Origin of the sequence: Nocardia flavorosea, from assembly GCF_015477805.1 — a bacterium.
In the GTDB taxonomy this organism is placed as follows: Bacteria; Actinomycetota; Actinomycetes; order Mycobacteriales; family Mycobacteriaceae; genus Nocardia; species Nocardia flavorosea_A.
This window is the reverse complement of sequence record NZ_JADLQL010000002.1, coordinates 1,194,508-1,217,241: the sequence shown is the minus strand read 5'-3', so window position 1 is coordinate 1,217,241 and position 22,734 is coordinate 1,194,508. Positions and strand designations below refer to the sequence as shown.

Annotated in this window: 20 protein-coding genes; 10 read left to right on the top strand and 10 right to left on the bottom strand. The window is 66.9% G+C overall.

Annotated elements, in window-relative coordinates:
• Positions 1–75 precede the first annotated feature (75 nt).
• Positions 76–666: a cysteine hydrolase gene (locus IU448_RS14410; RefSeq protein ID WP_195056005.1), complete on the bottom strand. Its 591-nt coding sequence runs from the start codon at positions 664–666 to the stop codon at positions 76–78.
• Positions 667–798: 132 nt separating this feature from the next.
• Positions 799–2,367, bottom strand: a complete 1,569-nt coding sequence (gene fadD5 / locus IU448_RS14405) for a fatty-acid--CoA ligase FadD5 (RefSeq protein WP_195056004.1) — start codon at positions 2,365–2,367, stop codon at positions 799–801.
• A 333-nt stretch (positions 2,368–2,700) separates the two neighbouring features.
• Here fadD5 and IU448_RS14400 point away from each other — a divergent pair, with 333 nt between their 5' ends.
• Positions 2,701–3,675 (top strand): NAD(P)H-dependent flavin oxidoreductase, encoded by a 975-nt coding sequence (locus IU448_RS14400; protein ID WP_195056003.1) that lies wholly within the window; start codon positions 2,701–2,703, stop codon positions 3,673–3,675.
• Positions 3,676–3,888: 213 nt separating this feature from the next.
• Here IU448_RS14400 and IU448_RS14395 read toward each other — a convergent pair whose 3' ends face one another.
• Entirely contained in the window at positions 3,889–4,842 is a 954-nt protein-coding gene (locus IU448_RS14395; RefSeq protein WP_195056002.1) for an MBL fold metallo-hydrolase, read from the bottom strand.
• 562 nt (positions 4,843–5,404) lie between these two features.
• Here IU448_RS14395 and IU448_RS14390 point away from each other — a divergent pair.
• Complete coding sequence (locus tag IU448_RS14390; RefSeq protein ID WP_195056001.1) at positions 5,405–7,333, top strand: acyltransferase domain-containing protein; 1,929 nt, start codon at positions 5,405–5,407, stop codon at positions 7,331–7,333.
• Between the two features lie 279 nt (positions 7,334–7,612).
• Here IU448_RS14390 and IU448_RS14385 read toward each other — a convergent pair whose 3' ends face one another.
• Entirely contained in the window at positions 7,613–8,017 is a 405-nt protein-coding gene (locus IU448_RS14385) for an RNA-binding S4 domain-containing protein (protein ID WP_195056000.1), read from the bottom strand.
• A 3-nt stretch (positions 8,018–8,020) separates the two neighbouring features.
• Positions 8,021–8,599: a C40 family peptidase gene (locus IU448_RS14380; protein ID WP_195056325.1), complete on the bottom strand. Its 579-nt coding sequence runs from the start codon at positions 8,597–8,599 to the stop codon at positions 8,021–8,023.
• 461 nt (positions 8,600–9,060) lie between these two features.
• On the opposite strand from IU448_RS14380, the gene IU448_RS14375 reads away from it, so the two are divergent.
• The 5 genes from IU448_RS14375 to IU448_RS14355 all read left to right on the top strand — a co-directional run bounded on the left by IU448_RS14375 (position 9,061) and on the right by IU448_RS14355 (position 15,115).
• A complete protein-coding gene (locus IU448_RS14375) occupies positions 9,061–10,248 on the top strand; it encodes an ATP-binding protein (RefSeq protein ID WP_195055999.1) in 1,188 nt (395 codons plus the stop codon).
• A gap of 732 nt (positions 10,249–10,980) precedes the next feature.
• Entirely contained in the window at positions 10,981–11,268 is a 288-nt protein-coding gene (locus IU448_RS14370) for a hypothetical protein (protein WP_195055998.1), read from the top strand.
• A 285-nt stretch (positions 11,269–11,553) separates the two neighbouring features.
• Positions 11,554–12,387, top strand: a complete 834-nt coding sequence (locus tag IU448_RS14365; RefSeq protein ID WP_195055997.1) for a hypothetical protein — start codon at positions 11,554–11,556, stop codon at positions 12,385–12,387.
• A 15-nt stretch (positions 12,388–12,402) separates the two neighbouring features.
• Positions 12,403–14,364, top strand: coding sequence for a fumarate reductase/succinate dehydrogenase flavoprotein subunit (locus IU448_RS14360; protein ID WP_195055996.1), 1,962 nt, complete (start codon positions 12,403–12,405; stop codon positions 14,362–14,364).
• A gap of 4 nt (positions 14,365–14,368) precedes the next feature.
• Positions 14,369–15,115: a succinate dehydrogenase/fumarate reductase iron-sulfur subunit gene (locus IU448_RS14355; protein WP_195055995.1), complete on the top strand. Its 747-nt coding sequence runs from the start codon at positions 14,369–14,371 to the stop codon at positions 15,113–15,115.
• Between the two features lie 35 nt (positions 15,116–15,150).
• On the opposite strand, the gene IU448_RS14350 is transcribed toward IU448_RS14355, so the two are convergent.
• Both IU448_RS14350 and IU448_RS14345 read right to left on the bottom strand, forming a co-directional pair.
• Positions 15,151–15,348, bottom strand: coding sequence for a hypothetical protein (locus IU448_RS14350; RefSeq protein ID WP_033246590.1), 198 nt, complete (start codon positions 15,346–15,348; stop codon positions 15,151–15,153).
• An 81-nt stretch (positions 15,349–15,429) separates the two neighbouring features.
• The gene (locus IU448_RS14345; RefSeq protein WP_195055994.1) at positions 15,430–15,657 is read right to left on the bottom strand and encodes a DUF397 domain-containing protein; all 228 of its coding nucleotides are present in this window, start codon (positions 15,655–15,657) and stop codon (positions 15,430–15,432) included.
• Positions 15,658–15,979: 322 nt separating this feature from the next.
• On the opposite strand from IU448_RS14345, the gene IU448_RS14340 reads away from it, so the two are divergent.
• Positions 15,980–16,180 (top strand): hypothetical protein, encoded by a 201-nt coding sequence (locus IU448_RS14340; RefSeq protein WP_228813171.1) that lies wholly within the window; start codon positions 15,980–15,982, stop codon positions 16,178–16,180.
• A 64-nt stretch (positions 16,181–16,244) separates the two neighbouring features.
• Here IU448_RS14340 and IU448_RS14335 read toward each other — a convergent pair whose 3' ends face one another.
• From IU448_RS14335 to IU448_RS14325, 3 genes are all read right to left on the bottom strand, one after another.
• On the bottom strand, positions 16,245–17,141 hold the full coding sequence (locus tag IU448_RS14335) for a DNA-3-methyladenine glycosylase 2 family protein (RefSeq protein WP_324188594.1): 897 nt from the start codon (positions 17,139–17,141) through the stop codon (positions 16,245–16,247).
• Between the two features lie 336 nt (positions 17,142–17,477).
• Positions 17,478–20,285: an FAD-binding and (Fe-S)-binding domain-containing protein gene (locus tag IU448_RS14330; protein WP_324188593.1), complete on the bottom strand. Its 2,808-nt coding sequence runs from the start codon at positions 20,283–20,285 to the stop codon at positions 17,478–17,480.
• A 582-nt stretch (positions 20,286–20,867) separates the two neighbouring features.
• The gene (locus IU448_RS14325) at positions 20,868–21,308 is read right to left on the bottom strand and encodes a PaaI family thioesterase (RefSeq protein ID WP_195055992.1); all 441 of its coding nucleotides are present in this window, start codon (positions 21,306–21,308) and stop codon (positions 20,868–20,870) included.
• 116 nt (positions 21,309–21,424) lie between these two features.
• Between IU448_RS14325 and IU448_RS14320 the strand changes: the two genes are divergently transcribed.
• Together IU448_RS14320 and IU448_RS14315 are read left to right on the top strand one after the other, a co-directional pair.
• The gene (locus tag IU448_RS14320; RefSeq protein ID WP_195055991.1) at positions 21,425–21,631 is read left to right on the top strand and encodes a hypothetical protein; all 207 of its coding nucleotides are present in this window, start codon (positions 21,425–21,427) and stop codon (positions 21,629–21,631) included.
• Between the two features lie 10 nt (positions 21,632–21,641).
• On the top strand, positions 21,642–22,721 hold the full coding sequence (locus IU448_RS14315) for a DNA polymerase IV (RefSeq protein WP_195055990.1): 1,080 nt from the start codon (positions 21,642–21,644) through the stop codon (positions 22,719–22,721).
• Positions 22,722–22,734: the final 13 nt, after the last annotated feature.

Sequence of the window (22,734 nt, the reverse complement as noted above, 5' to 3'; positions counted from 1 at the left end):
CGGGTTCGGGCCCCCTTGGATTGGGAGGGGCGCCATCGGGTGGGGCGCAGGGAGTTACTGGGGCGGGACAGGGGGTCAGTTGTTTCCGAAGGCGTCTGCTGTGGTGCGCAGGCCCGCGCTGACCAGTGCGATATTGGCCAGCGAGGCGGTGTGTACCTGGTGGTCGGCTGCGGCTACACAATCTGCGACCGTGTAGACGGTGAAACCGAGGTCGGTGCCGTGGCGCGCGGTCTGCTCGACCGTGAGGTTGGTCGCGACACCGGTGAGGAACAGGGTGTCGATATCGTTTTCCACCAGCCAGCGGGGTAGATCGTTACCGGCCAGACCGGAAAGCTTCTGGTTGTCGACGATATGGTCGGCCTGATCGGCCATCTCCTCGATCAGGCGGCTGCCGGGGGCATCCGGCCGGAAATCGTGCTGTGCCGCGCCGACCGATTCCATGAACCCGGTATTGCGTACCAGCCGGCCCTCGCCCTCGGGGACGGTGAACCGGGTGAAGACGATCGGTAACCCCAGTTCCGCGGCCTGTTTGTGGAAGTCGGCGGCGCGTTGCACGACTCCGCTGGCGGCCACCGGTTCGGCGAGCATCGGGCCGAAGAAACCTTCCGGCCGAATGACATTCACCTGCCAGTGCAGGGCGAGGACAGCAGCGTTTTGATCCGGCATGCCGTAGATCCTCGACTATGGACGATCGCGCCGTACAGCGGGTCGGAAAAATATCTCCGGGCGCCCGTAAGCGATGCCGGATCGGCCGGTTCGGAACCGGCCGATCCGGTGTGTGCTCGAGTGCGGTGCCGACTACGCGTTGTCCTTGCGCAGCTCCACCTTCACGACCTTGCCGCTGGCGTTGCGCGGCAGCTCCGCGACGACCACCAGTTCCTTCGGATGCTTGTAGCGGGCCAGGTTCTCGTTGAGGAACGGTTCCAGTTCCTCGAGAGTGAGGGTGCCGTCGGTATCTTCGAGTGCGACCACGGCCACCGGGACCTCACCCCATTTCTCGTGCGCCCGGCCGATTACCGCGGCCTCCCGGATCTTCGGGTGGGCGAACAGGACGTTCTCGACCTCCGCGCAGTAGATGTTCTCCCCGCCGGAGATGATCATGTCCTTCTTGCGGTCCACGACGTAGACGAAGCCTTCTTCGTCCTGGCGCACCAGGTCGCCGGAGTGGAACCAGCCGCCGGCGAAGGCGTCCGCGGTGGCCTCGGGCTTGTTCCAGTAGCCCGACATCATGGTGGGGCCGCGGTAGACGATCTCGCCGACCTCGCCGGGCGCCACATCGTTCATCTCGTCGTCGACGATCCGGGCCTGGATGGTGGGGATGACCTTGCCGACCGAACCGAGCTTGCGGATGGCGTCCTTACCTTCGAGGACGCAGGTGATCGGCGACATCTCGGTCTGTCCGAACACCGCCACGTTGAACGCGTCGGGGAACGCATCGGCCATGGCCTTCAGCACGGTGTCGGACGCGGGAGCGGCACCCCAGCTCAGCGCCTTCAACGCCAGTTTGCGCTGTTTCACCGTCGGGTCGTCGCAGATCAGCTGCCATTGGGCCGGTACGCAGAACGCCGTGGTGGCCTGCTCGGCCTCGACGGCGTCGAGGAATTCGGTGGCGCTGAAGGCGCCCAGCGGATGCAGCACCGTTTTGGAACCCAGCATGAACGCCGGCGCGAGGCTGCCGAGGCCGGCGATATGGAACAGCGGGGACGTGCAGAAACCCACCGACTCCGGCTCGATCGCCAGCGCCCGGATACAGGTGAGCGCCTGCGCGTTCATATTGCCGTAGGACAGGACCGCGCCCTTGGGGCTACCGGTGGTCCCGGAGGTGTACATGATGAGGCACGGGGTGTCTTCGGGAATATCGAGCGGAGTGTGCGCGGCGCCCTCTTCGGCGATGGCGTCGTCGTAGCCGATAACACCCTCACCGCTGCTTCCGCCGATCACGAAGCAGTGGTCGAGCCCGGTGGCCTGTGCCTGCACCGCGGTCGCCAGCGGCTGCAGCACCGTATCGGTGACCACGGCCTTGGCACCGCTGTCGCCGACGATATAGGCGACCTCGGGCGGGGTGAGCCGGAAGTTCACCGGCACCGCGATCGCGCCGAGCGCGTTGATCCCGAACACGGCTTCCAGGTATTCGGGGTAGTTGAGGGCCAGGAGGAGTACCCGGTCGCCGAAGCCGACGCCGCGGCGGGCGAGCGCGTCGGCGAATTTCTGCGACCGTTCGTGCAGCTGTCGCCAGGTGGTGTCGGCACCGCGAAAACGGATCGCGACCTCGTCGGGCCGCATCACCGCATGCGCGGCGATCTGGTTGTTCCAGTGGTTGCGACGCGAACGGATCGGCTCGTCGAGGGCCTGCGCACCGGTGGTCATCCCACGTACTCCTCTCGGTACCGCGTGACCCACCGGAGTGTCCGGCGCCACACGCGGTGTGAACGTGACGGCAGAATAACAATTCACATCGGCACCGGCAAGGAATTCGGAGCCGAATAGCCGTTAATTCCGAGGAACCGGACCGTGGAACAGGTTCACGCGCGTTGACGCGTGTATTTGCGACGATACCGGCGCATCGGCACCCCTGCCAGCTACCGTCAAATCCGGTCACATATGCGAATCACGACTCACTTCCGGGGTTGATCGGGTCATGATCCGCATGGCACCATGCAGCATGCGCGGATTATCCGCGGAAAGTGAGGAGAGCAGGCGATGCTGCGGACCAGGTTCACCGAGACTTTCGGTATCGAACATCCGATCGTGCAGGGCGGGATGATGTGGGTCGGCCGGGCCGAACTCGTCGCCGCCGTGGCCAATGCCGGCGGGCTCGGTTTCATCACCGCGCTCACCCAGCCGACTCCCGACGATCTCCGGCGCGAGATCGAGCGGACGCGCGAACTCACCGATAAGCCGTTCGGGGTGAACCTGACCATCCTGCCGTCGATCAACCCGCCGCCGTACGAGGAGTATGTACGCGCGATCGTCGACAGCGGTATCAAGATCGTGGAAACCGCGGGCAGCAACCCGGAACCGTTCCTGCCGGCCTACCGCGAAGCCGGGATCAAGGTGGTGCACAAGTGCACCAGCGTCCGGCACGCGCTCAAGGCCCAGAAGATCGGCGTGGACGCCGTCAGCATCGACGGTTTCGAATGCGCGGGGCATCCGGGTGAGGACGATGTACCCGGCCTGGTGCTGATTCCGGCCGCCGCCCGCGCGCTGACCATCCCGATCATCGCCTCCGGCGGTATCGCCGACGCTCGCGGCCTGGTCGCGGCGCTGGCGCTGGGCGCCGACGGCGTGAATATGGGCACCCGGTTCCTGTGCACCCAGGAATCCTCCATCGACCAGCAGGTCAAGGAGCAGATCGTCGCCAACTCCGAGCGCGATACCCAGCTGATCTTCCGCACCATGCACAACACGGCACGTGTCGCCGATAACGAGATCAGCCGCAGGGTCGTCGAGATCGAGAGGGCCGGCGGCAAGTTCGAAGATGTCCGCGAACTCGTCTCCGGCGCTCGCGGCCGGCGCGTGTTCGAGGAAGGCGATCTGGATGCCGGGATCTGGTCGGTCGGTCTGTGCCAGGGCCTGATCGAGGACATCCCGACCTGCGCCGAACTGATCGGCCGCATGGTCTCGGAAGCCGAAGAGCTGATCAATGCCCGGCTGGCCCGGTTCGTTTCGGCCTGAGCGTGATCCCCTGAGCCGCGCCGGAAGTTATGGCGATCGATCCGGCGCCGAGTGCGGGAAGCCTCTCGTAGTAGTCGGCTTCCCGCACTTTGCCACCGCGCCACCACACCTGGGACCTCGTACGGCCGCGCGCCCGCGAATGTCCCCGAGTACCGGCCGGCGACACGTTCCCACTGCCGCGGCGGTGTCCGTGCGCACCGTGGTGCGTAGCGATCAGCGCCCCGCCAGCGCGGCGACGGCCTCGTAATCGTGCGCTGCTACCACCTCGATATCGGCCGGTAGCGCGTGTAAGCGGTGAATGGTCTCGAATGCCTTGTCCCGATCGGCGTCGAACAATTGCCCCGGCATCGGCGCTTTCTCCCGGATGAGGCCGATCTGCAGCCGATTCCATACCGCATCCCCGGCCAGGAGTACCCGGCTACCGTCGGCGGTGGCCAGTAGCACGCCGATACTGCCCGGAGTGTGCCCGGCCAGGTCCACCAGCAGCACCGATCCGTCGCCGAACAGATCCAGACTGCGCTCGAAGGTGAGCACCGGCGGCCCGTCCAGCTCGAGCGGATCCAGCGGCCGGCCCCGCAGCGGCGCCCGCACCACGCCGGCCGGCGCGTGTGGGCCGTCCAGCGCCCAGCTCAACTCGGTCGCGGGCAGTCGTACCGTCACCGATTCGGGCAGTTCGAGCAGGCCGGAGATATGGTCCCAGTGCAGGTGGGTCGGCAATACGAAATCGATGCCGGCGGGGTCGATATCGCGGGCGGCGAGCGCATCGGCCAGTCCGAGCACCGGTTTGTCCGGCGCGACCAGCAAGGGCACCGGAAACGGCAGGTCCGGAAGCACCCGCCGATGAACATGGGCGCAGAGTGCGGGATCGATGAGGAATCGCGCCTTCGGATGTTCGACCAGATACGCCCCCATCGCCATCGGAAGATGCCCGAGGCTGCGTACCCCCTCGGCCACGATGGTGGTCGGCGCCTTCATCCGGCCCTGCAACAGCACGGTCAACTCCACACTCGCCCGGGCCGGCGCCGGGGGCACCGATTCCAGCCGGGACAACAGTAGAGCGTCGGGCTCACGGGGCCGCAGCAGCCGCCCCGGCGTGGCAGCCAGGGCGGCGCAACAACGCAACAGCGTGGGGATGGTCGGAGTTCGCCCATCGACGGATGCAGCCACGCCACAACGGTACCGGCCGCTCGGCGACGTGGGGGGCGGACCGCCGCCGGATCCAGCGCGTCGGCCGGGCGGAATTCTCGGCCAGCGAAGGCGAGTTCCACACCGTCGGTCCCGGACCGTCCGGCGGCCGCTCACACGTCGTCACACATATCGACACCTCGGAACCACCCGCTTTCGCGCGGGGCAGCCGGGAACGAATTCGCCATGTCCGCGGCCGGCGGCAGGCCGTAACTCCTGTGGCGTCGCACAGCCGGAGCAGAGGAATCGACGCGCGACGATCCGGCAGCTGCCGACGGGGTCCGCGAGCGCGCGACGGCCCACCCGACTCGGACCGGGACCGGCGCCTGTGTTTGCCGGATGGTTGCGCCGAATCTCTCCGGACAACAGCGGGTTTCGCCGCAACCGGCCTGGTCCGGCATCTCGGATTCTTCCGGCATAATCGTGGCGTGAGGCGGGACACGCAGCTGCTGTGCTGGATTCACGGCTCGCCGAGTAGCCGGTGGCGTTTGCGCACCGCTCGCCACGGCCGTAGCCGCATCCCGTCGTACCCGTCACCGTGCCGATGACCGTTTCCGCGGGCGGCGTGGTTTTCCTGTTCTCGCCGGAAGGTGGCGAACATGCGCGGATGGGGCGCACCCTGGCGGGCCGGTACCCCGCCTTCGCCGCGGCGGTGCTGGACACCAGCGATGCCGTGGTGGCGGCGGGTGGTCCGCGGGTATGGACGCCGCGCCACGGTTTCCGCCACCCGGGCACCGCGCAGTGGCCGGACCGGCGGCAACGCGATCCGGTGTTCACCCAGGCCGCCCTGTTCACCTACCAGGTGGCCACGGCGGCACTGCTGATCTCGTGGGGTGTGCGTCCCGACGCGGTGATCGGGCACGGTATCGGCGAAGTAGCGGCCGCGGTGACCGCCGGAGCCCTCTCCCTGACCGATGCCGCCCGCGTCGCGCTCGCCCGTGGGCATGCCACGAGCCGGATCGCGCATACCGATGTCGTGGCCGAACTGCGAGCCTCGGTGCCGGAGGTCCGGCGCCTGCTGGATCCGGTACGCGAGCAGGTCAGGCTCGCCGCCGTGCACGGACCGCGCTCGGTACTGGTCTCCGGGCCGGCGCGCTATATCGACGCCGTGGTACGCCGGGCCGGACGCCGCGATATCGCGGCGCGACGTTGCGATGTGTTCGCTGCAGCATTCGGCCGCTCGGCCACCGTGGTGGCGGCCGAAGCCGTCACCACCCTCGGCCCGCTGCACCCCGCGACCCCGGATATCCCGATGTACTCCACCGCCCGCCGCGGTGCGGTTATCGACGCACCGATCGCTACCGGCCCATATTGGATCGAGAACTTCACCGAACCGGTACAGCTCGAGACCGCACTCGAGCTGGCTGCGGCCCCGGAAACGACCATCGTGCTGGAGGTCGCCCCGCACCCGCTGCTCTGCGATGTGGTGCGCGACCTCCCGCGATTCACCCATACGACCTACCCCACCGCCCGCCGCGACGACGAGGGAACCACCTTCCTCACCTGCCTGGCCCAAGTGCAGGCGACCCGGGCCACCGCATCACACCGGGCCGGTAAATCCCGGGGAGATGCCGGCGTTGCCGGTCGCGGCGAACTCTCGGCCACCGCCAACGGCCGGTCGCCGATCGGCGGACAGCACGGAAGCGATTCCGCCACAGACACTCCGCCGGCAATCGGGGCAGCGAATACACGGGAGCGCAGCCGGACGAGGAGCAGGGATCAGCAGTATCCGGAAAACACGGGAATCGGCCCGGCCGGCGGAGATATGCGGGCGGAGGTCACGGGCGCCGGAACGCTGGCTTCGATACGGCTCACCGATAACCTCCCACCCACAGATATCATCGCATGGACTCGAATAGTCGACGCCAACAGGGCTATCCGCTTCCTGACAGCCCAGGTCGCACTGGATCCGCCGATGCGGATCGACACCGCCGGCACCTATGTGGTCAGTGGCGGACTCGGCGCGCTCGGCTCGGTCGTGGTCCGCCGCCTACTGGTGTCCGGTGCCCGCGATGTTCTGGTGCCCACCCGTTCACCGCGTCCGGTGCCCCCGCTGCTCGACGGGTTCGAGGACCGGGTCGTGGTGGTGCGCTGCGATACCGCGGACCGCCATGATCTCGACAATGCGCTGCGCGATATCCGCGAATCGGGTTGCACTATTCGTGGCGTGGTCCACGCGGCCCAAGTTTTCGAGGACACCGTGGTCGCCGCACTCTCCGCGAATACCGCAACCGGTTCCGCCGGGCAGGTCTGCCCCGAATCGCCGGAGTCGGCGCTGGACGCCGGGCGGCTCGCGCGGCGGTTCGCGCGTATCTCGCCGGCCGCGGCCAATCTCATCGAACTCACCGCCGCAGACCCGGTGGCCTTCTTCGCCGTGTTCTCGACACCGTTCGCCGGTAACGCGGATCTCCGGGAGGCCCTGCTGAACCCACTCACCACAGTCGATATGCCGGGACCTGATTCATCGTCTTGAACGACCGGGACGCCGGCCTACCCCACGTTCGCGATGCCGGGGCTGCGGTGCGCTGCCGCCCCTCGATTCGAGGGCCGGATGTGGTCGGCAGCGTACGCGCGGCCGTTCGGTTCGGGTCCGCCGGAGTCGGCGGCGGGCAGTCGGCGGCGTCCCAACGGCGCGAACTCAGCCTGCGCTCGCTCGGCAGGTCCCGGCCCGAGCACATGGGTCAGGGAACAAGCGCCGCAGCGGTTGCGCAAGAGTGTTCGCCGGTCCGCAGATATTCGAATATCCAGCGGATCAGCGGTCGGTTCGGCCCAGAAGGCGGTCGGTTTCGCGGCGATCCCGTTTGGTGGGGCGGCCGGACCCGCGGTCACGTTGCGGGAGGGAGGCGAGGACTTCCCGCGGCGGCGGAGGTGGACTGCGGTCGATCAGGCATTGGGCGGCGATCGGAGCACCGACCCTTTTGGTGATCACCCGTTCCACGATGACGATCCGCTCGATACCCGAACTACGGATACGGACCTCATCACCCGGCCGCACCGGCTGAGCCGGTTTGGCGGTCGCACCGTTGACACGGACATGACCGCCGCGACATGCGGCCGCGGCAGCCGATCGTGTCTTGAACAACCGCACGGCCCATATCCAGGAGTCGACCCGGGCCTGGGCCGGACCGTTGTCCGGAGCAGAGGGAGCTGGACTCACCCCTTAGACGATACGACGCGCGGTAACCACTTCGTCGGGCGAAAGGTTGGTGTAGGACACCGGCTCACCGGATTGCACCGCGTTCAGGAGCTTGCCGTCGCCGGCGTACAGGCCGACGTGTCCGCCACCGTTGGTGATGACGATATCGCCGGGCTTCAGATTCTGGAATGCCACCGGCGCGCCCACATGCGACTGTTCGAAGCTGGTGCGCGGCAGTTCGACGCCGGCCTGCTTGAACGCCCACTGCACCAGGCCGGAGCAGTCGAAGTTGTAGGGGCCCGCGGCGCCCCACGAGTACATGGCGCCGACCTTCGTCTTGGCGGCGTCGAGGGCGACATCACCGACCGTCTGCTGCTGCATCGGTGCGGGCGGGGCGAAATTCGGCAGCGCGGGTGCTGCCGGCATCGCCTGCTGAGCACCCGAGAGCGCCTGGTTCAGCTGCTGGTTGAGCTGGTCTGCCTGGGCTGCGAACTGATCCGGGACCTCGACATCGAATTTGCCGACGCCGGGAACGTCGATCGTGGTGGTCGCGGCCGAGGCGATGGCGGGCATCGTGCCCGTGGTCGCGGCGAGAGTGCCCATGACGAGCGCGCCCTTGACAGAATTTGGCAGCTTGGATTCTCGCTGCAAGCTGTGCTTACCCACCGAGCTCCGTCTCCGATCTTCGTGCTCTCCCACCATCATCGGACGCGCGTCCTACGCATATCGCGGCGGCCTACGATGGCGGCGACCCGTGGCGCCGCCTCACTGACGAAACGACTCGACTCCACTAAGTCACAAAGAGGTTACGATGCCTGCCCAGTGTTGTCCAGCCGAACGGGTGCGGTTTTCGCGCGAGCTGGGAGTACAGGTGTAAAGCCCTGTGCGCGAAGGGATTCTCGGCCCGTCGATAGGTCACGGCAAGGTATCGGCGGGCGTGTCGATCCGCTGCGGACCTTCCCACTGTTGTGAATCGATGTCGCGACTATCCTCCGATAGCCACGTCTAGGACACGGCATAGATTCGCCCATATATAGGAATGCGCCCGCTACGGTAGGAGAGTTATGGACCCCGTGCGGAACCCGTATGCACCCGGCGCCGGCCAGCGTCCACCCGAACTCGCCGGGCGCGGAAAGCAACTCGACGCCTTCGACATAGTCTGCGAACGTATTGCGCGGGGCCGGCCCGAACGCAGCGTGATGCTCACCGGGCTGCGCGGCGTCGGCAAGACCGTCCTGCTCAACCAGCTGCGTTCGGCCGCCGGCGCCCGCGGCTGGGGCACCGGGAAGATCGAGGCGCGACCGGATCAGGAACTGCGGCGGCCGCTGTCCTCGGCGTTGCACATGGCAGCGCGGGCCATCGCCAAAACCCACAGCAACAGTGAACGTGTCGACGATTTCCTCGGCATACTCAAGGCATTCGCGCTGCGCGCCACCGCGGACAAAGGTATGCGGGAACGCTGGCAACCGGGTATCGACGTTCCGGCCGTCACCGGCCGGGCCGACTCCGGCGATATCGAAATCGATCTGGTGGAACTGCTGACCGAAGCCGCCGGCCTGGCCGCGGATATCGGAGTGGGTATCGCCGTCTTCATCGACGAGATGCAGGACCTCGCGCCGGCGGACATCTCGGCCATCTGCGGCGCCTGCCACGAGCTGAGCCAGGACGCCGCGCCGCTGATCGTGGTGGGCGCCGGCCTGCCGCATCTACCGGCCGTGCTGTCGGCCTCGAAGAGCTACTCCGAACGGCTGTTCAGTTACCACCGGATCGACCGGCTGGACCGGGAGTCCGCCGACCGGGCACTCATCGCCCCGGCCGAACGCGAGGACGTGAAGTTCTCCGACGAGGCGCTGGCGGCGCTGTACCGCAAGGCCGACGGGTACCCCTACTTCGTCCAGGCCTACGGTAAGGCGACCTGGGACCAGGCACCCGGCAGCCCGATCACCGCGGAGGACGTGGAGGTCGCCGCTCCGACGGCCGAGGAAGAACTGGCCGTCGGGTTCTTCGGTTCCCGCTACGAACGCGCGACCCCCGCCGAGCGGGAGTACATGCGCGCGATGGCGGATCTCTCCGGCGACGACGGCCCGGTTGCGACGGCGGCGGTGGCGGCGGAACTGGGCCGCAAACCCGCATCTCTGTCCCCGGCGCGAGACGGGCTGATCAAAAAGGGACTCATCTACTCCGCCGAGCGGGGAACGATCGGTTTCACGGTGCCTCATTTCGGGCGTTATCTGCGCAGTGTGACCACCTGACTCGTCACCTCGGGTCCGGCCGGCCGGCACCAGTTCCGGGACAGCCGTCGAGCGGCGATTCCACCGCCCCCGCAACGACCGTCCGTAGCCTCTACAACGGCTACAGCCTGCAACCGACCGTGCTGCGGATACGCGACGGTGTCACGCGTTGCTCACGTGTTCGTGCCACGTCACAGTTCTATTCCGACAACTACCGCAAATGGTAGATATTGCTAGAAATTGCGATCGAGCACCGGTGGCCCCCAGGGCGCCGCGTCGGCGCAGTTCCGAGACGCGCCGGTCGATTCACACCCACTGCGATCGGCCACATCGACGCAGATGGTGCGCTCCACGGACCGACTACCTCTGGGCGACCACTCCACAGGACGGCGATCGGGATTTCTAACGATATCTAGCGATCGTCACAGAGAGCGCGATACTGTGCTGATCACTCGAACCCCATCGGCCTTTCTTCCCCGCTCTAGCGGGAACCGTAGTTTCCACCAGAAACGTTTCGACCGCTCCACCCCACCGCTCGCCGGCATCCCGCCGCACCGAACTTCCCCCTCGACAGTTGTACACATCGGCTCCCAACCGAAATCTGATCTTGACCATCCGACGAGCCGGAATCGAGTTTTTGCCGTACTGTGTTGTAGATCACCTTGTGTGGTCGGTCACAAGCTACGCCGGATGGCCAGTGCAGCCCACGCGGCGTCACCCACCCGCGACCGGTGAGCAAATCAGGAGGTATCCATGACACGTAGCGACTTCGCGGAACTCCGGTACGCCGTAAACCAACTCCGGCAGTCCATCGGAGTGTTGCGCGCCCACTACGGGGACGCGGGCACGATCCGCCGCCTGGAGAACGACCTGGAGCGACTCTGCATCGATGCCGACGAGTTCGAGAAGAGCCCGCCGCCACCGGTGGCCCGGCGCGCCCAGGACACCATCTACGTACCCGACAGCAAATCCGACGAGTCGGCGTGGATGGGTGCCCAGGACGAGGGACTCGGCTTCCATTCGCGGCCACGCACCCAATAACGCCACCGGGTTCACCACCGGATAACTGAACCTCACGTCCCGCGCCGCAGGCCGGGATGTCGAGAGCGGCCGGTCGCCGGAGAGGCGGCCGGTCGCTCGTGTTTGCGGTGTATTCACCGGACAAGATCGACAGTAAATGTGTCGCAAATCACTATGCTCGAGAGCCCTCGAGATTGCGCGGACCCTGCTCGACCGATAGCAACCCTGTCGTATGGTGCTCAGCATCACATTCGATCGCGGAGGTCTTCCGGCCTTCCGCACCGCCGATCAGTGAGGCATCGACCAGTGAGTGCCGCAACAACCACGACCGCTCCCGAAACGGGAACCGGTGTTTTCAGCCGGACCCGGGCCCGGATCAACGCCCGCACCCTACGCACGGATCGATGGTGGCTACCACCCCTGATCACCGTGATCGGGCTCGCCGCATTCGTCATCTACGCGACCATCAGGTCATTCGTGCGGACCGCCTACTGGGTGCCCGACTACCACTATCTGACGCCGTTCTACTCGCCCTGCCTGAGCACTTCTTGTGTCGAGGGTGCGAGCCATTTCGGCACGCCGTTCGGCGATCTGCCGATGTTCATTCCGCTCGGGTTCCTGGTGCTGCCGTTCCTGCTCGGGTTCCGGCTCACCTGCTACTACTACCGCAAGGCCTACTACCGGTCGGTGTGGTTCTCACCCCCGGCCTGCGCGGTTGCCGAACCGCACGCGAAATACACCGGTGAGACCCGGCTGCCACTGATCATCCAGAACGCCCACCGCTATTTCTTCTATGCCGCGGTGCTCATCTCGGTGATCAACACCTACGACGCGATAGGCGCCTTCCACGGCGAATCCGGTGGTTTCGGTATGGGGCTGGGCAGCCTGATCCTCACCGGGAACGTGATCCTGCTGTGGGCCTACACCCTGTCCTGCCATTCCTGCCGGCATATCGCGGGCGGCCGGTTGAAACATTTCTCCGCCCACCCCGTGCGCTACTGGTTCTGGACCCAGGTCTCCAAGCTCAACACCAGGCATATGGCGCTGGCCTGGACGACGCTCGGCACCCTCGTGCTCACCGACTTCTACGTGATGCTGGTGGCGAGCGGCACGATTTCTGATCTTCGCATCATCGACTGAGGAGTTTGGACGGCTATGCCCGAAGTGGAACGGCACACCTACGACGTGGTCGTGATCGGTGCCGGAGGTGCCGGACTACGCGCTGTGATCGAGGCCCGCGAACACGGCCTCTCGGTGGCGGTCGTATGCAAATCGCTGTTCGGCAAAGCACATACCGTAATGGCCGAGGGCGGCTGCGCCGCAGCCATGGGGAACGCCAATGAAAAGGACAGCTGGCAAACCCATTTCCGCGACACCATGCGCGGTGGGAAATTCCTGAACAACTGGCGGATGGCCGAACTACACGCGTTGGAAGCGCCGGACCGCGTCTGGGAGCTGGAAACCTACGGCGCCCTGTTCGACCGGACACCCGACGGCCGGATCAGTCAGCGCAATTTCGGTGGCCACACCTATCCGCGGCTGGCCCACGTCGGCGACCGGACAGGTCTCGAACTGATCCGCACCATGCAGCAGAAAATCGTTTCGCTGCAACAGGAGGATTACGCCGAAACCGGTGACTACGAGGCGCGGATCAAAGTATTCGCCGAATGCACCGTCACCGATCTGCTGAAGGACGGCGACCGGATCAGCGGCGCTTTCGGCTACTGGCGCGAATCCGGGCGGTTCATCCTGTTCGAAACACCGGCCGTGGTCCTGGCAACGGGCGGTATCGGCAAGTCCTACAAGGTCACCTCGAACTCCTGGGAGTACACCGGTGACGGACATGCACTGGCCCTGCGCGCCGGGGCACGGCTGATCAACATGGAGTTCCTGCAGTTCCATCCCACCGGGATGGTCTGGCCGCCCAGCGTGAAGGGCATTCTGGTCACCGAGGGGGTGCGCGGTGACGGCGGGGTGCTGAAGAACACCGAGGGCAAACGCTTCATGTTCGACTACATTCCCGCGGTTTTCAAAGGCCAGTACGCCGAGACCGAGGAAGAGGCCGATCAGTGGCTGCGCGACAACGATTCCGCTCGTCGCACCCCCGACCTGCTTCCCCGTGACGAAGTGGCGCGGGCGATCAACGAAGAGGTGAAGGCCGGCCGGGGCACCCCGCACGGCGGCGTCTACCTCGATATCGCCTCCCGGCTGACCCCCGAGGAAATCACCCGCCGACTGCCGTCCATGCATCACCAGTTCAAGGAACTGGCGGACGTGGACATCACGAAGGAACCCATGGAGGTCGGCCCCACCTGCCACTACGTCATGGGCGGTATCGAGGTCGACCCGGATACCGGTGCCGCGCACGTCCCCGGACTGTTCGCCGCCGGGGAATGCTCCGGAGGGATGCACGGCTCCAACCGGCTCGGCGGGAACTCGCTATCGGATCTGCTGGTCTTCGGTCGCCGGGCGGGGCTCGGTGCGGCCGAGTACGTCCGGCAATTGGATGGCCGGCCCGCGGTCGCGGACACCGACATCGCGGCGGCGGCGGATATCGCACTCGCCCCGTTCGATCCGCCGGAAGGCGGCTCGGGTGAGAACCCCTACACCCTGCACACCGATCTGCAGCAGACCATGAACGATCTGGTCGGCATCATCCGCAAGGAACAGGAGGTCCGCGAGGCGATCACCCGGCTCGACGGACTGCGTGAACGGTTCGCGCACGTCACCATCGAAGGACACCGCCAGTTCAATCCGGGCTGGCATCTCGCCCTCGATATGCGCAATATGCTGCTGGTCAGCCAGTGTGTAGCGCAGGCCGCGCTACTGCGCACCGAGAGCCGCGGCGGCCATACCCGCGACGACCATCCCGGGATGGACCCGCAGTGGCGCAACAAACTGCTGGTCTGCGCGATCGACGGGGAATCGGCCGAATCCGGCGTCCCCGATGTCTCGGTGACCGTACGGGAACAAACGCCGATGCGATCCGAACTTCTGGCCCTGTTCGAACTAGGGGAGCTGGAGAAGTATTACACCCCCGCCGAACTCGCCGGACATCCGGCGGCCCAGGGCGGTTCGGCCGCACCGGGTCGCGAAGCGAAGACCGAGGAGGCGTGAGGCGATGAGTTACGACGCCCACTTCCGCGTATGGCGCGGCGATTCCGAGACCGGGGAACTCCGGGATTTCACGGTGCCGGTGAACGAGGGTGAGGTGGTCCTCGACATCATCCATCGGCTGCAGGCGACCCAGGCACCCGATCTGGCTGTCCGGTGGAACTGTAAGGCCGGGAAATGCGGGTCGTGTTCGGCTGAAGTGAACGGCCGGCCGCGCCTGCTGTGCATGACCCGGATGTCCACCTTCACCCCCGAAGACGTCGTCACTGTGACACCGTTGCGAACCTTCCCGGTGATCCGCGATCTGGTGACCGATGTGTCCTACAACTATGAAAAGGCGCGGCAGATCCCGTCTTTCACGCCGCCGGCGGATCTGAAGCCGGGCGAGTACCGGATGCAGCAGGTGGATGTCGAGCGCTCACAGGAATTCCGCAAATGCATCGAATGCTTCCTCTGCCAGAACACCTGCCATGTGGTTCGTGACCACGACGAGAACAAGGAAGCGTTCGCCGGTCCGCGGTATCTGATGCGTATCGCGGAACTGGAGATGCATCCACTCGATGTGGCCGACCGCCGCGACCAGGCTCAGGACGAGCACGGCCTCGGCTACTGCAATATCACCAAATGCTGTACCGAGGTGTGCCCGGAACACATCAAGATCACCGACAATGCGTTGATCCCGATGAAAGAGCGGGTGGCCGACCGTAAGTACGATCCGATCGTCTGGCTCGGCAACAAATTGTTCCGCCGCTGAGCCCGGCGGCCGCGGTCAGGGCCGCGCGGGTGTGGTCACAGCATCGTGACCACACCCGTGGCGACCAACGCCACGAGTACACCGACGAACAGTGCCGAAAGCACCGATCCGGTGAGTACGAACACCCCCACCGCAGCCGCCGCGAAGAGCAGCCCGACGATCAGCCACGCCACACCGTCGCTGGGCCCCAACTTGCGCAGCCGAGGATGGGAATTCTTGATCCCTCGGTCCACATATTGTTGTCTACCCGTTATACGACCTGGTAAACCCGCGGCGACCGGCCCGGATCGGCTGATCACAGGCGCCGGGCGAGGTCACGGACGATCGAATTCGCCGTCCCGGACGCCGGCCGTGAAAGCCGCCCATTCCCCCGGGGTGAAGATCAGCACCGGGCCGTCGGGATCCTTTCCGTCCCGCATACCCACATGACCGCCGGCGAGCATGGCGATCTCGACACTGTGCGAACCGGGCGCACCGTCCGGCGGGCTGCTCAGCCATTCGGCGCCGGAAAGATCGACATTCGTACCGTTGTCGACGCTCATTCGGGTTCTCCTCCATCAGCCGCAATATGTTCCGTCGAGAGGCGGCGCCGCCCCGCACCGGCCCCTCCCGGGGTTCGGACCACAGCGCAAGGCACGCCACGCGCCATCGGCGCCGAGCGCGATGCTACGCGCACGGACGGTAACCGCGGGCCGGATATCGGTGGCGTACCGGTGCAATGCGAATTCGATGCGGGCAAAACCACCGAATGTCACCCGTTCCGGGTGGTTCTCGGCCTATGGTGAGCTGTTGGTCGTATGTGCACACCCGGAAACCCACCGCGGACAACAGGATCGCCGCGGGTTCACAAGGAGGTTGTGTGTGATGCGGATGAATCTGAGTACCCAGATCCCCACCCTGCTCGACTGTGGGGACGACCCGGGGTACATGACCGCCGAACAAGCGCATTCGGCGATGCAACTGCACCTGGACTGCACCGTGGATATGTGCCGGGTACGCCGCCGGGCCCGGTCGACACTGGTGGAGTCGGGCCGCTGCGTACTGGATAATCGCGCACTCCAATAGATCGCCGTGCCCCTGAAAGAGGGCCCCGAACCCGCACCGCCGCAGGCGGCGCAATGAATACAGCTCAGCGTCGGCTGTGATCGGTGATGGGTGCACGCGGACCGAACCGCGGTTTACGGGCCTGACCGCTGACCTCCAGCAACCGGATCGTCCGATAGCGGTGCGGACGCGCCGGTTCGAGGAACTCGACCATCTCGGCATCGTCGATATCCCGGCCCAGCAGGGTCCAGCCCACCACCGAGGCCAGGTGGTAATCGCCGACCGACAGGGCGTCGGCATCACCGAACGCGCGTTGCGCGGTTTCCGCGGCCGTCCACTCCCCTATACCCGGGATGGTCCGCAATCTCCGGGCCGCTTCCGCCGGTGGGAGTGCCGCCGTGCGCTCCAGCGAATCGGCCACCCGCGCGGCCCGCACGATGGTCTGCCAGCGCTGCGGACCCACGTTGGCGCGGTGATAGCTCCACGAGGGGATGCGCGCCCAGGTCGCGGCGTCCGGTGGAACCCGCATACCGTCCGGAGCCGGGCCCGGCGCCGGCTCGCCGAAACGATGCACCAGGTTCCGCCACGCGGCATGCGCCGACACGATGGTGACCTTCTGCTCCAGAATCGCCGGGACGAGCGCTTCCAACACTCGTCCGGTGCGCAGCATTCGCAGGCCCGGATTCCGCTGGTGTGCGGCGGCGATCGTGGGATGGATGGGCACGAAATCATCCACATTCTCGTCCAGGCACAACATGGAGCCGAGCTGGTCGAGAAATTCCATGGCGCCCGGGCCCCAGGCGACCGCGGTGACGGTATCGGCTGCGGTCTGCAGCAGCCGGTAGGTCACGGGTCCGGCCGGCATTCGCGAAACGCCCCAGTGCGCACCATCACGGTCGATCCGGTGACAGGGGTCGCCGGGCCCGCGGCGTAGTGGCGCCAGGGTGTGCGCGAGCTGGACGGGACCACCGGCTGTCAGCACACGGGTGTACTCGGCCGGAGAACCTGTGGAGCGAAGGGGCACCCCGCCATTGTGCCCGCAAAGACCCGACGCGGTCGTTTCCTTACCCGGTAACGACGACGGTTTGCGGGACGATATCGACCGAGTTCAGCAAATATGTGGTTGTTGCCATGATTGGAGGGTTTCATGATCACCGAGGCGCTCAATTGGCTGCTCGATCTGTGGGGCAGCGTTTTCGCCGGTAGTTCCGGTTACGAAATCCAGCCGGGCACTTTGCCGTCCGGGAGCTGATTCCCGGCAGCGGGTGATCGGGCGGGGCCGCTCACCCGCTCGGCAGCCTTTCGCCGTACACTGAAATCACCAGTTGTCCAAGATGATCTGCGCCAGATGCCGGCCACGTCCGGCAGCCAGCTGCGCGGCCTGGGTGCGGCACGAGAAACCGTCGGCCACGAAAACTGCATCGGGGGCAGCGCCGGCCAGAGCCGGCAACAGTCCGTTTCCGGCCACCGACACCGATATTTCGTAGTGCCCCCGCTGCATTCCGAAGTTACCGGCAAGACCACAGCATCCTGCGATTTCTGTCACATTCATACCCATTCGGGCAAATATCCGGCGATCGGACTCGAAACCCAGAACGGAATGGTGATGACAGTGCGGTTGCACCACAATCGAGCGGTCGGGGCGGCTGGGCGGACTCCAATCGGGTTGCGCAAGCAGGAACTCGGCCAGCGTCCGCACCGCCGCGGCGACCGGGCGGGCACGGGCGTCGTCGGGGAGCAACTCCGGAAGGTCGGCGCGCAGCGCGGCCGTACACGACGGTTCGAGGCCGATGACGAGCCCACCGGCGCGGACATGGGCGTCGAGCTGGTCGAGGGTTCGCCGGAGCCGGGCCCGCGCCCCGTCCAGCTGCCCGGTGCTGATCCAGGTGAGCCCGCAGCACACCTGCCGCTCGGGCAGTACGATCCGGTACCCCAGCGAGTTCAGCAACGTCACCGCCGCCTGCGCGATCTCCGGGTCGAACGCATTGGTGAAGGTATCGACCCAGAGCATCACGGTTCCCGCCTCCGGGGTCCGCACCTGCTGTTTCGCCGATTCCGTTCGCCAGATCCGCCGGAACGGGCGAATCGCCAGTTCCGGAACCGCCCGCCGCGGATCGGCGCCCGCCGCGCGCATACCCCACCGGCGCAACGGCGCCACCCGCGCCGCGGCGTTCACCACGCGGGGCAGGCGGGTCGCGCCGGCCAGCCAGCGCGGAAGCATGCCCAGGGCGTAGTGGTCGCGCGGCCGGATACGCCGCCGATAGCGGCGGTACAGGGTCTCGGATTTGTAGGTCGCCATATCGACCCCGGCCGGGCAGTCGGTACCGCAGGCCCGGCAGGACAGGCACAGATCCAGGGATTCGGCCACCGCGGGGTCGGACCAGTCGAGTTCTCCCCGGACCACCTCCTGTAGTACTCGCGCCCGGCCCCGGGTGGTGTCCTTCTCATCGGCCGTCGCGAGATAAGACGGGCACATGAAACCACCGGCCGCGCGCGTATCGGCCCGGCATTTACCCACCCCCACGCAGCGATGCACCGCGGTGGACAAGTCCCCGCCGTCGCGGTCGAGCGCGAAACCACCGGCCGGCGCCAGCGGGCCCAGCCCGCGCAACCGGAGATCGGCATCCAGGGGCCGGGGCTGCACCGATACGCCCGGGTTGAGTACACCCGCCGGATCGAACAGCGCCTTGTAGCCGGCGAAAACGGCGCGGACCTCGGGCGTGTACATGATCTCCAGTAGTTCCGAACGGGCCCGCCCATCGCCGTGCTCACCGCTGAGCGAACCACCGTGCCGCACCACCAGATGGGCCGCATCGGTCAAGAAAGCGCGGAAACGGCCGGGCGCGCCGGCGATCGGCAGGTCCAGCCGCACATGCATACAGCCGTCGCCGATATGTCCGTAGAGCAACCCGTCGACCTTGTGTTCCCGGGTCAGCTCTTCGAAATCCCGCAGGTAGGCACCGAGGCGAGCAGGCGGGACGGCGGCATCCTCCCAGCCCGGCCAGGCAGGCTCCCCGTCCCGGGTACGCCCGGCCAGCCCGGCGCCGTCGGCGCGGATCCGCCACAGTGCCGCCGCCGCGCCGGGGTCGTCGATCACTCGGGCGTCGAGGGCACCGGCCGTCCGGCACAAGCGGTCGGCCGCCGCCCGGGCGGCCGCCGGGCTCTCACCCGCCAGTTCGACGAACAACCAGCCGTGGCCGCGTGGCAGATCCGGTACCCGCCGGCCGTGGGCGCGCACCATTTCGACCAGGCGCGCATCGATACCCTCCACCGCGACCGGCGCCACCGAGACCACCGCGGCGATATCGTCGGCCGCGGCCGCCAGATCGGCGTAACCGAGTACGACGAGCAAGGTCGCCGCGGGGATCGGCACCAGCTCCACTTCGGCTTCCAGCAGCACACCGCAGGTGCCCTCGGTGCCGGTGAACGCGCCGGCGACCGAACTTCCCCGCTCCGGCAGCAGGTACTCCAGGCCGTAGCCGGAGGCCTGGCGATCGAACCGGCCCAAATCGGTACGCAGGACCGCGAGTGAGGCGCCGGTGAATTCGGGTAGTCCGGGCACCGCGGCCAGATCGTCGGCAAGCCGGCGTTCGGTACCGGTGCCGTCGAGAATCCGCAATTCCCGGACCCGGTCGGAGGTGCGGCCCCAGGCGATGGCGTGCGGTCCGCAGGCGTTGTTGCCTATCATCCCGCCGAGGGTGCAGCGATCCTGCGTGGACGGGTCCGGGCCGAACCGCAGCCCGTGCGCACGAGCCCGGCGCTGCAGCTCGGCCAGCACGACACCGGGCTGCACCCGCGCGGTGCGGCGTTGCGGATCGATATCGGCAATACCGTTCATATGCCTGCTGAAATCGCAGACGATACCGGGGCCCACCGCATTACCGGCTACGGAAGTGCCACCGCCACGCGGCGTCAGGGGTACACCTTCGGAACGGGCGAGTTCCAGCACGGCCGCCACATCGCTGTCCCTCCGGGGAAACACGACTATCTCCGGCAGCACCCGGTAGTTCGACGCATCGGAGGAATACTCGATCCGGCGGCGCCGGGAGATATCCACCGCGTCCGCACCGATCCGGGCACGCAACTCCCGCGCGAGCGCATCCCGCCGCCTGTCGTGGTCGGTCACGCCGACCAGCCTAGGCGCATCTCCGGCTCTGCTCCGGATGTGCGCGTCGATACGCGGGCGCCTCGTACCCGCCCATCCGAGATGCGGCCGGTTCGGGGAATCCGCTCGTCGCCACCGGAATGCGACGGGACAGGCCGCACGCAGCCGACGCCGGTATACGCCGTGCTCGCGACCACGCGCGCCGCCGAGATGACGGATGCGCATCACCGCGTCCCAGCGCACACGCCGTCACCAGCCGAACCAGCGTGCGTGCGCGCGCCGCGCGGGCGCGGCAGCCCATCGCGGGGTTGCGACCGGAACGAAACCTGTAGCAGGTGCCTACACCGGGCACTTCCCAGTTCCCGCCGGAATGTCGGGAGCCGTCGATCGGCACGTCGGCGCAGCACACGTGGCGCCGGCCGATCCATCAGCTCGTGAGCCGCCGCGACGCGGTTCTACGTGCGAGCCCATCGGAGCCTCGCCGGGATTCTGCGTAGGCGATCTGGGCTTTGTCGGATCGCCGGCAGCGGCTGCCGTTCGGAGTAACGCCCGGGAACGGGGGTAGTTCGGTCGGCCGGGTCCCGACAGCGGACGCGGCGCGAATCAGGAGTCGCCGAGGTTTCGTTCGACCGAGCGGACAGTTCCCTGGGCGAGTGCGCACTGCACGGGGTCGGAGCCGTCGGATTCGGCGGTGATCACACAATTGACCACGGCCTGGCGCCGGGTCGCCCCGGTGACCGTGGCGACGGCACACAGGCGTTCGCCGCGGGCAGGACGAAGGTAGGTGACCGAGAAACCACCGGTCAGCACATTCGCGCCGAGTACGGTGCCGGCGGCGAAAGTGATCGCATTATCGGCCAGGTAGGACAGCACCCCGCCGTGGACATAGCCGAACTGCTGGGCTAGTTCCGGACGGATGGGCACGACCAGAGTGGCGGAACCGGTTTCGAAGGCGACGAGCTCGGTGCCGACCAGATTCGCGAACGGCTGGGCGGCCAGCACTTTTGCGGCCAGGTCGGAATCGAGCGGGGCTGAATCGGACATCTTCGCCTTTCGGTCGGTGAGCGAGCGCACCGCGGAGGTCTGCGAACGCGCCACCCGGTAGGTTCGCGCCCGAGCCGGGCGGTGCGACTCCAGTCTGCCGTCCGGCGGACCTGCCCATGACCCCGCTCGGCACGATCCACCTCACCACGCTGTGCGGGTTGCCCGCCCGCCACTCGTGGACAACGTTGTCCCCTGCCGGGCTGCACATCACTCGGGAATCTGCGGCCCGTTATACAGAGCCTGCCGGCACCACCCCGGAGGACCGCGGAATGGCATCGCCCACTCCGGCCGATATCAACCTGATTGTCACCCCGGAGGAGTAAGACTGCAGATGTGGCCAGATGGCTGTTGCATGTCGACCTCGACCAATTCCAGGCCGCGGTGGAATTCCGGCGGCACCCCGAACTGCGCGGGCAGCCGGTGATCGTGGGCGGGAACGGGGACCCAGAGGAACCCCGCAAGGTCGTGACCTGTGCTTCCTACCCGGCTCGGGCCTACGGTGTCCGAGCCGGGATGCCGCTGCGCACGGCGGCGCGCAAATGTCGCGAGGCGGTTTTCCTGCCGCTGGACCCACTCAGCTACGACGAGGCTTCCGAGCAGGTCATGGCGCTGCTACGGACCTTCACCGACCAGGTGGAAGTGTGGGGCTGGGACGAGGCGTTCGTGGCGGCCGAAACCGAGGATCCGGAAAGCCTGGCGGCCGCCATCCGCTCGGGCGTCGCCGAACTCGGTTTGACCTGCGCGGTCGGCATCGGGGACAACAAACTCACCGCCAAACTGGCCACCGGCTTCGCCAAATCGGTCGGCAAGTCCGCCGATACGCCGGCCGAGCAGCCGGGCGCCCATACCGGCATGTTCCGGCTGACGGCGGCGAATTGGTCGCAGGTGATGGCACATCGGCCGACGAACGCGCTGTGGGGAATCGGTAACCGGATCGCCGCCCGCCTGGCCGAGCTGGATATCCACACGATCGGCGATCTGATGGCGGCGGACCGGGCCGTGCTGGCTGCCGAGTTCGGGCCCACCAACGGCCCGTATCTGTGGGTGATGGCTCGCGGGGCCGGCGATACCGAGGTGGTGACCCGACCACCGCCGCCGGTGGGGCGCAGCAAATCGGAGACCTTCCCGCGCGATCTCACCGAACGCGACGATATCCGCGAGCAGGTCGCCCGGCTGGCAACCGAGGTCACCGCGGAGATCGCCGCGGCGGGCCGGATCGCCGTCCGGGTGGCGGTGACGGTGCGGACCAGCACCTTCTATACGCGCAGTAAACAGTCGAAACTGGCCGAACCGACAACGGACGTTCCCACCATCGTCGATACCGCATTACGCATTCTGGACCGGTTTCCACTGGACCGCCCGACCCGGCTGCTCGGTGTACGGCTCGAGCTGGCACCTGTCCCGAAAGCTTGACCTGAACGATGGT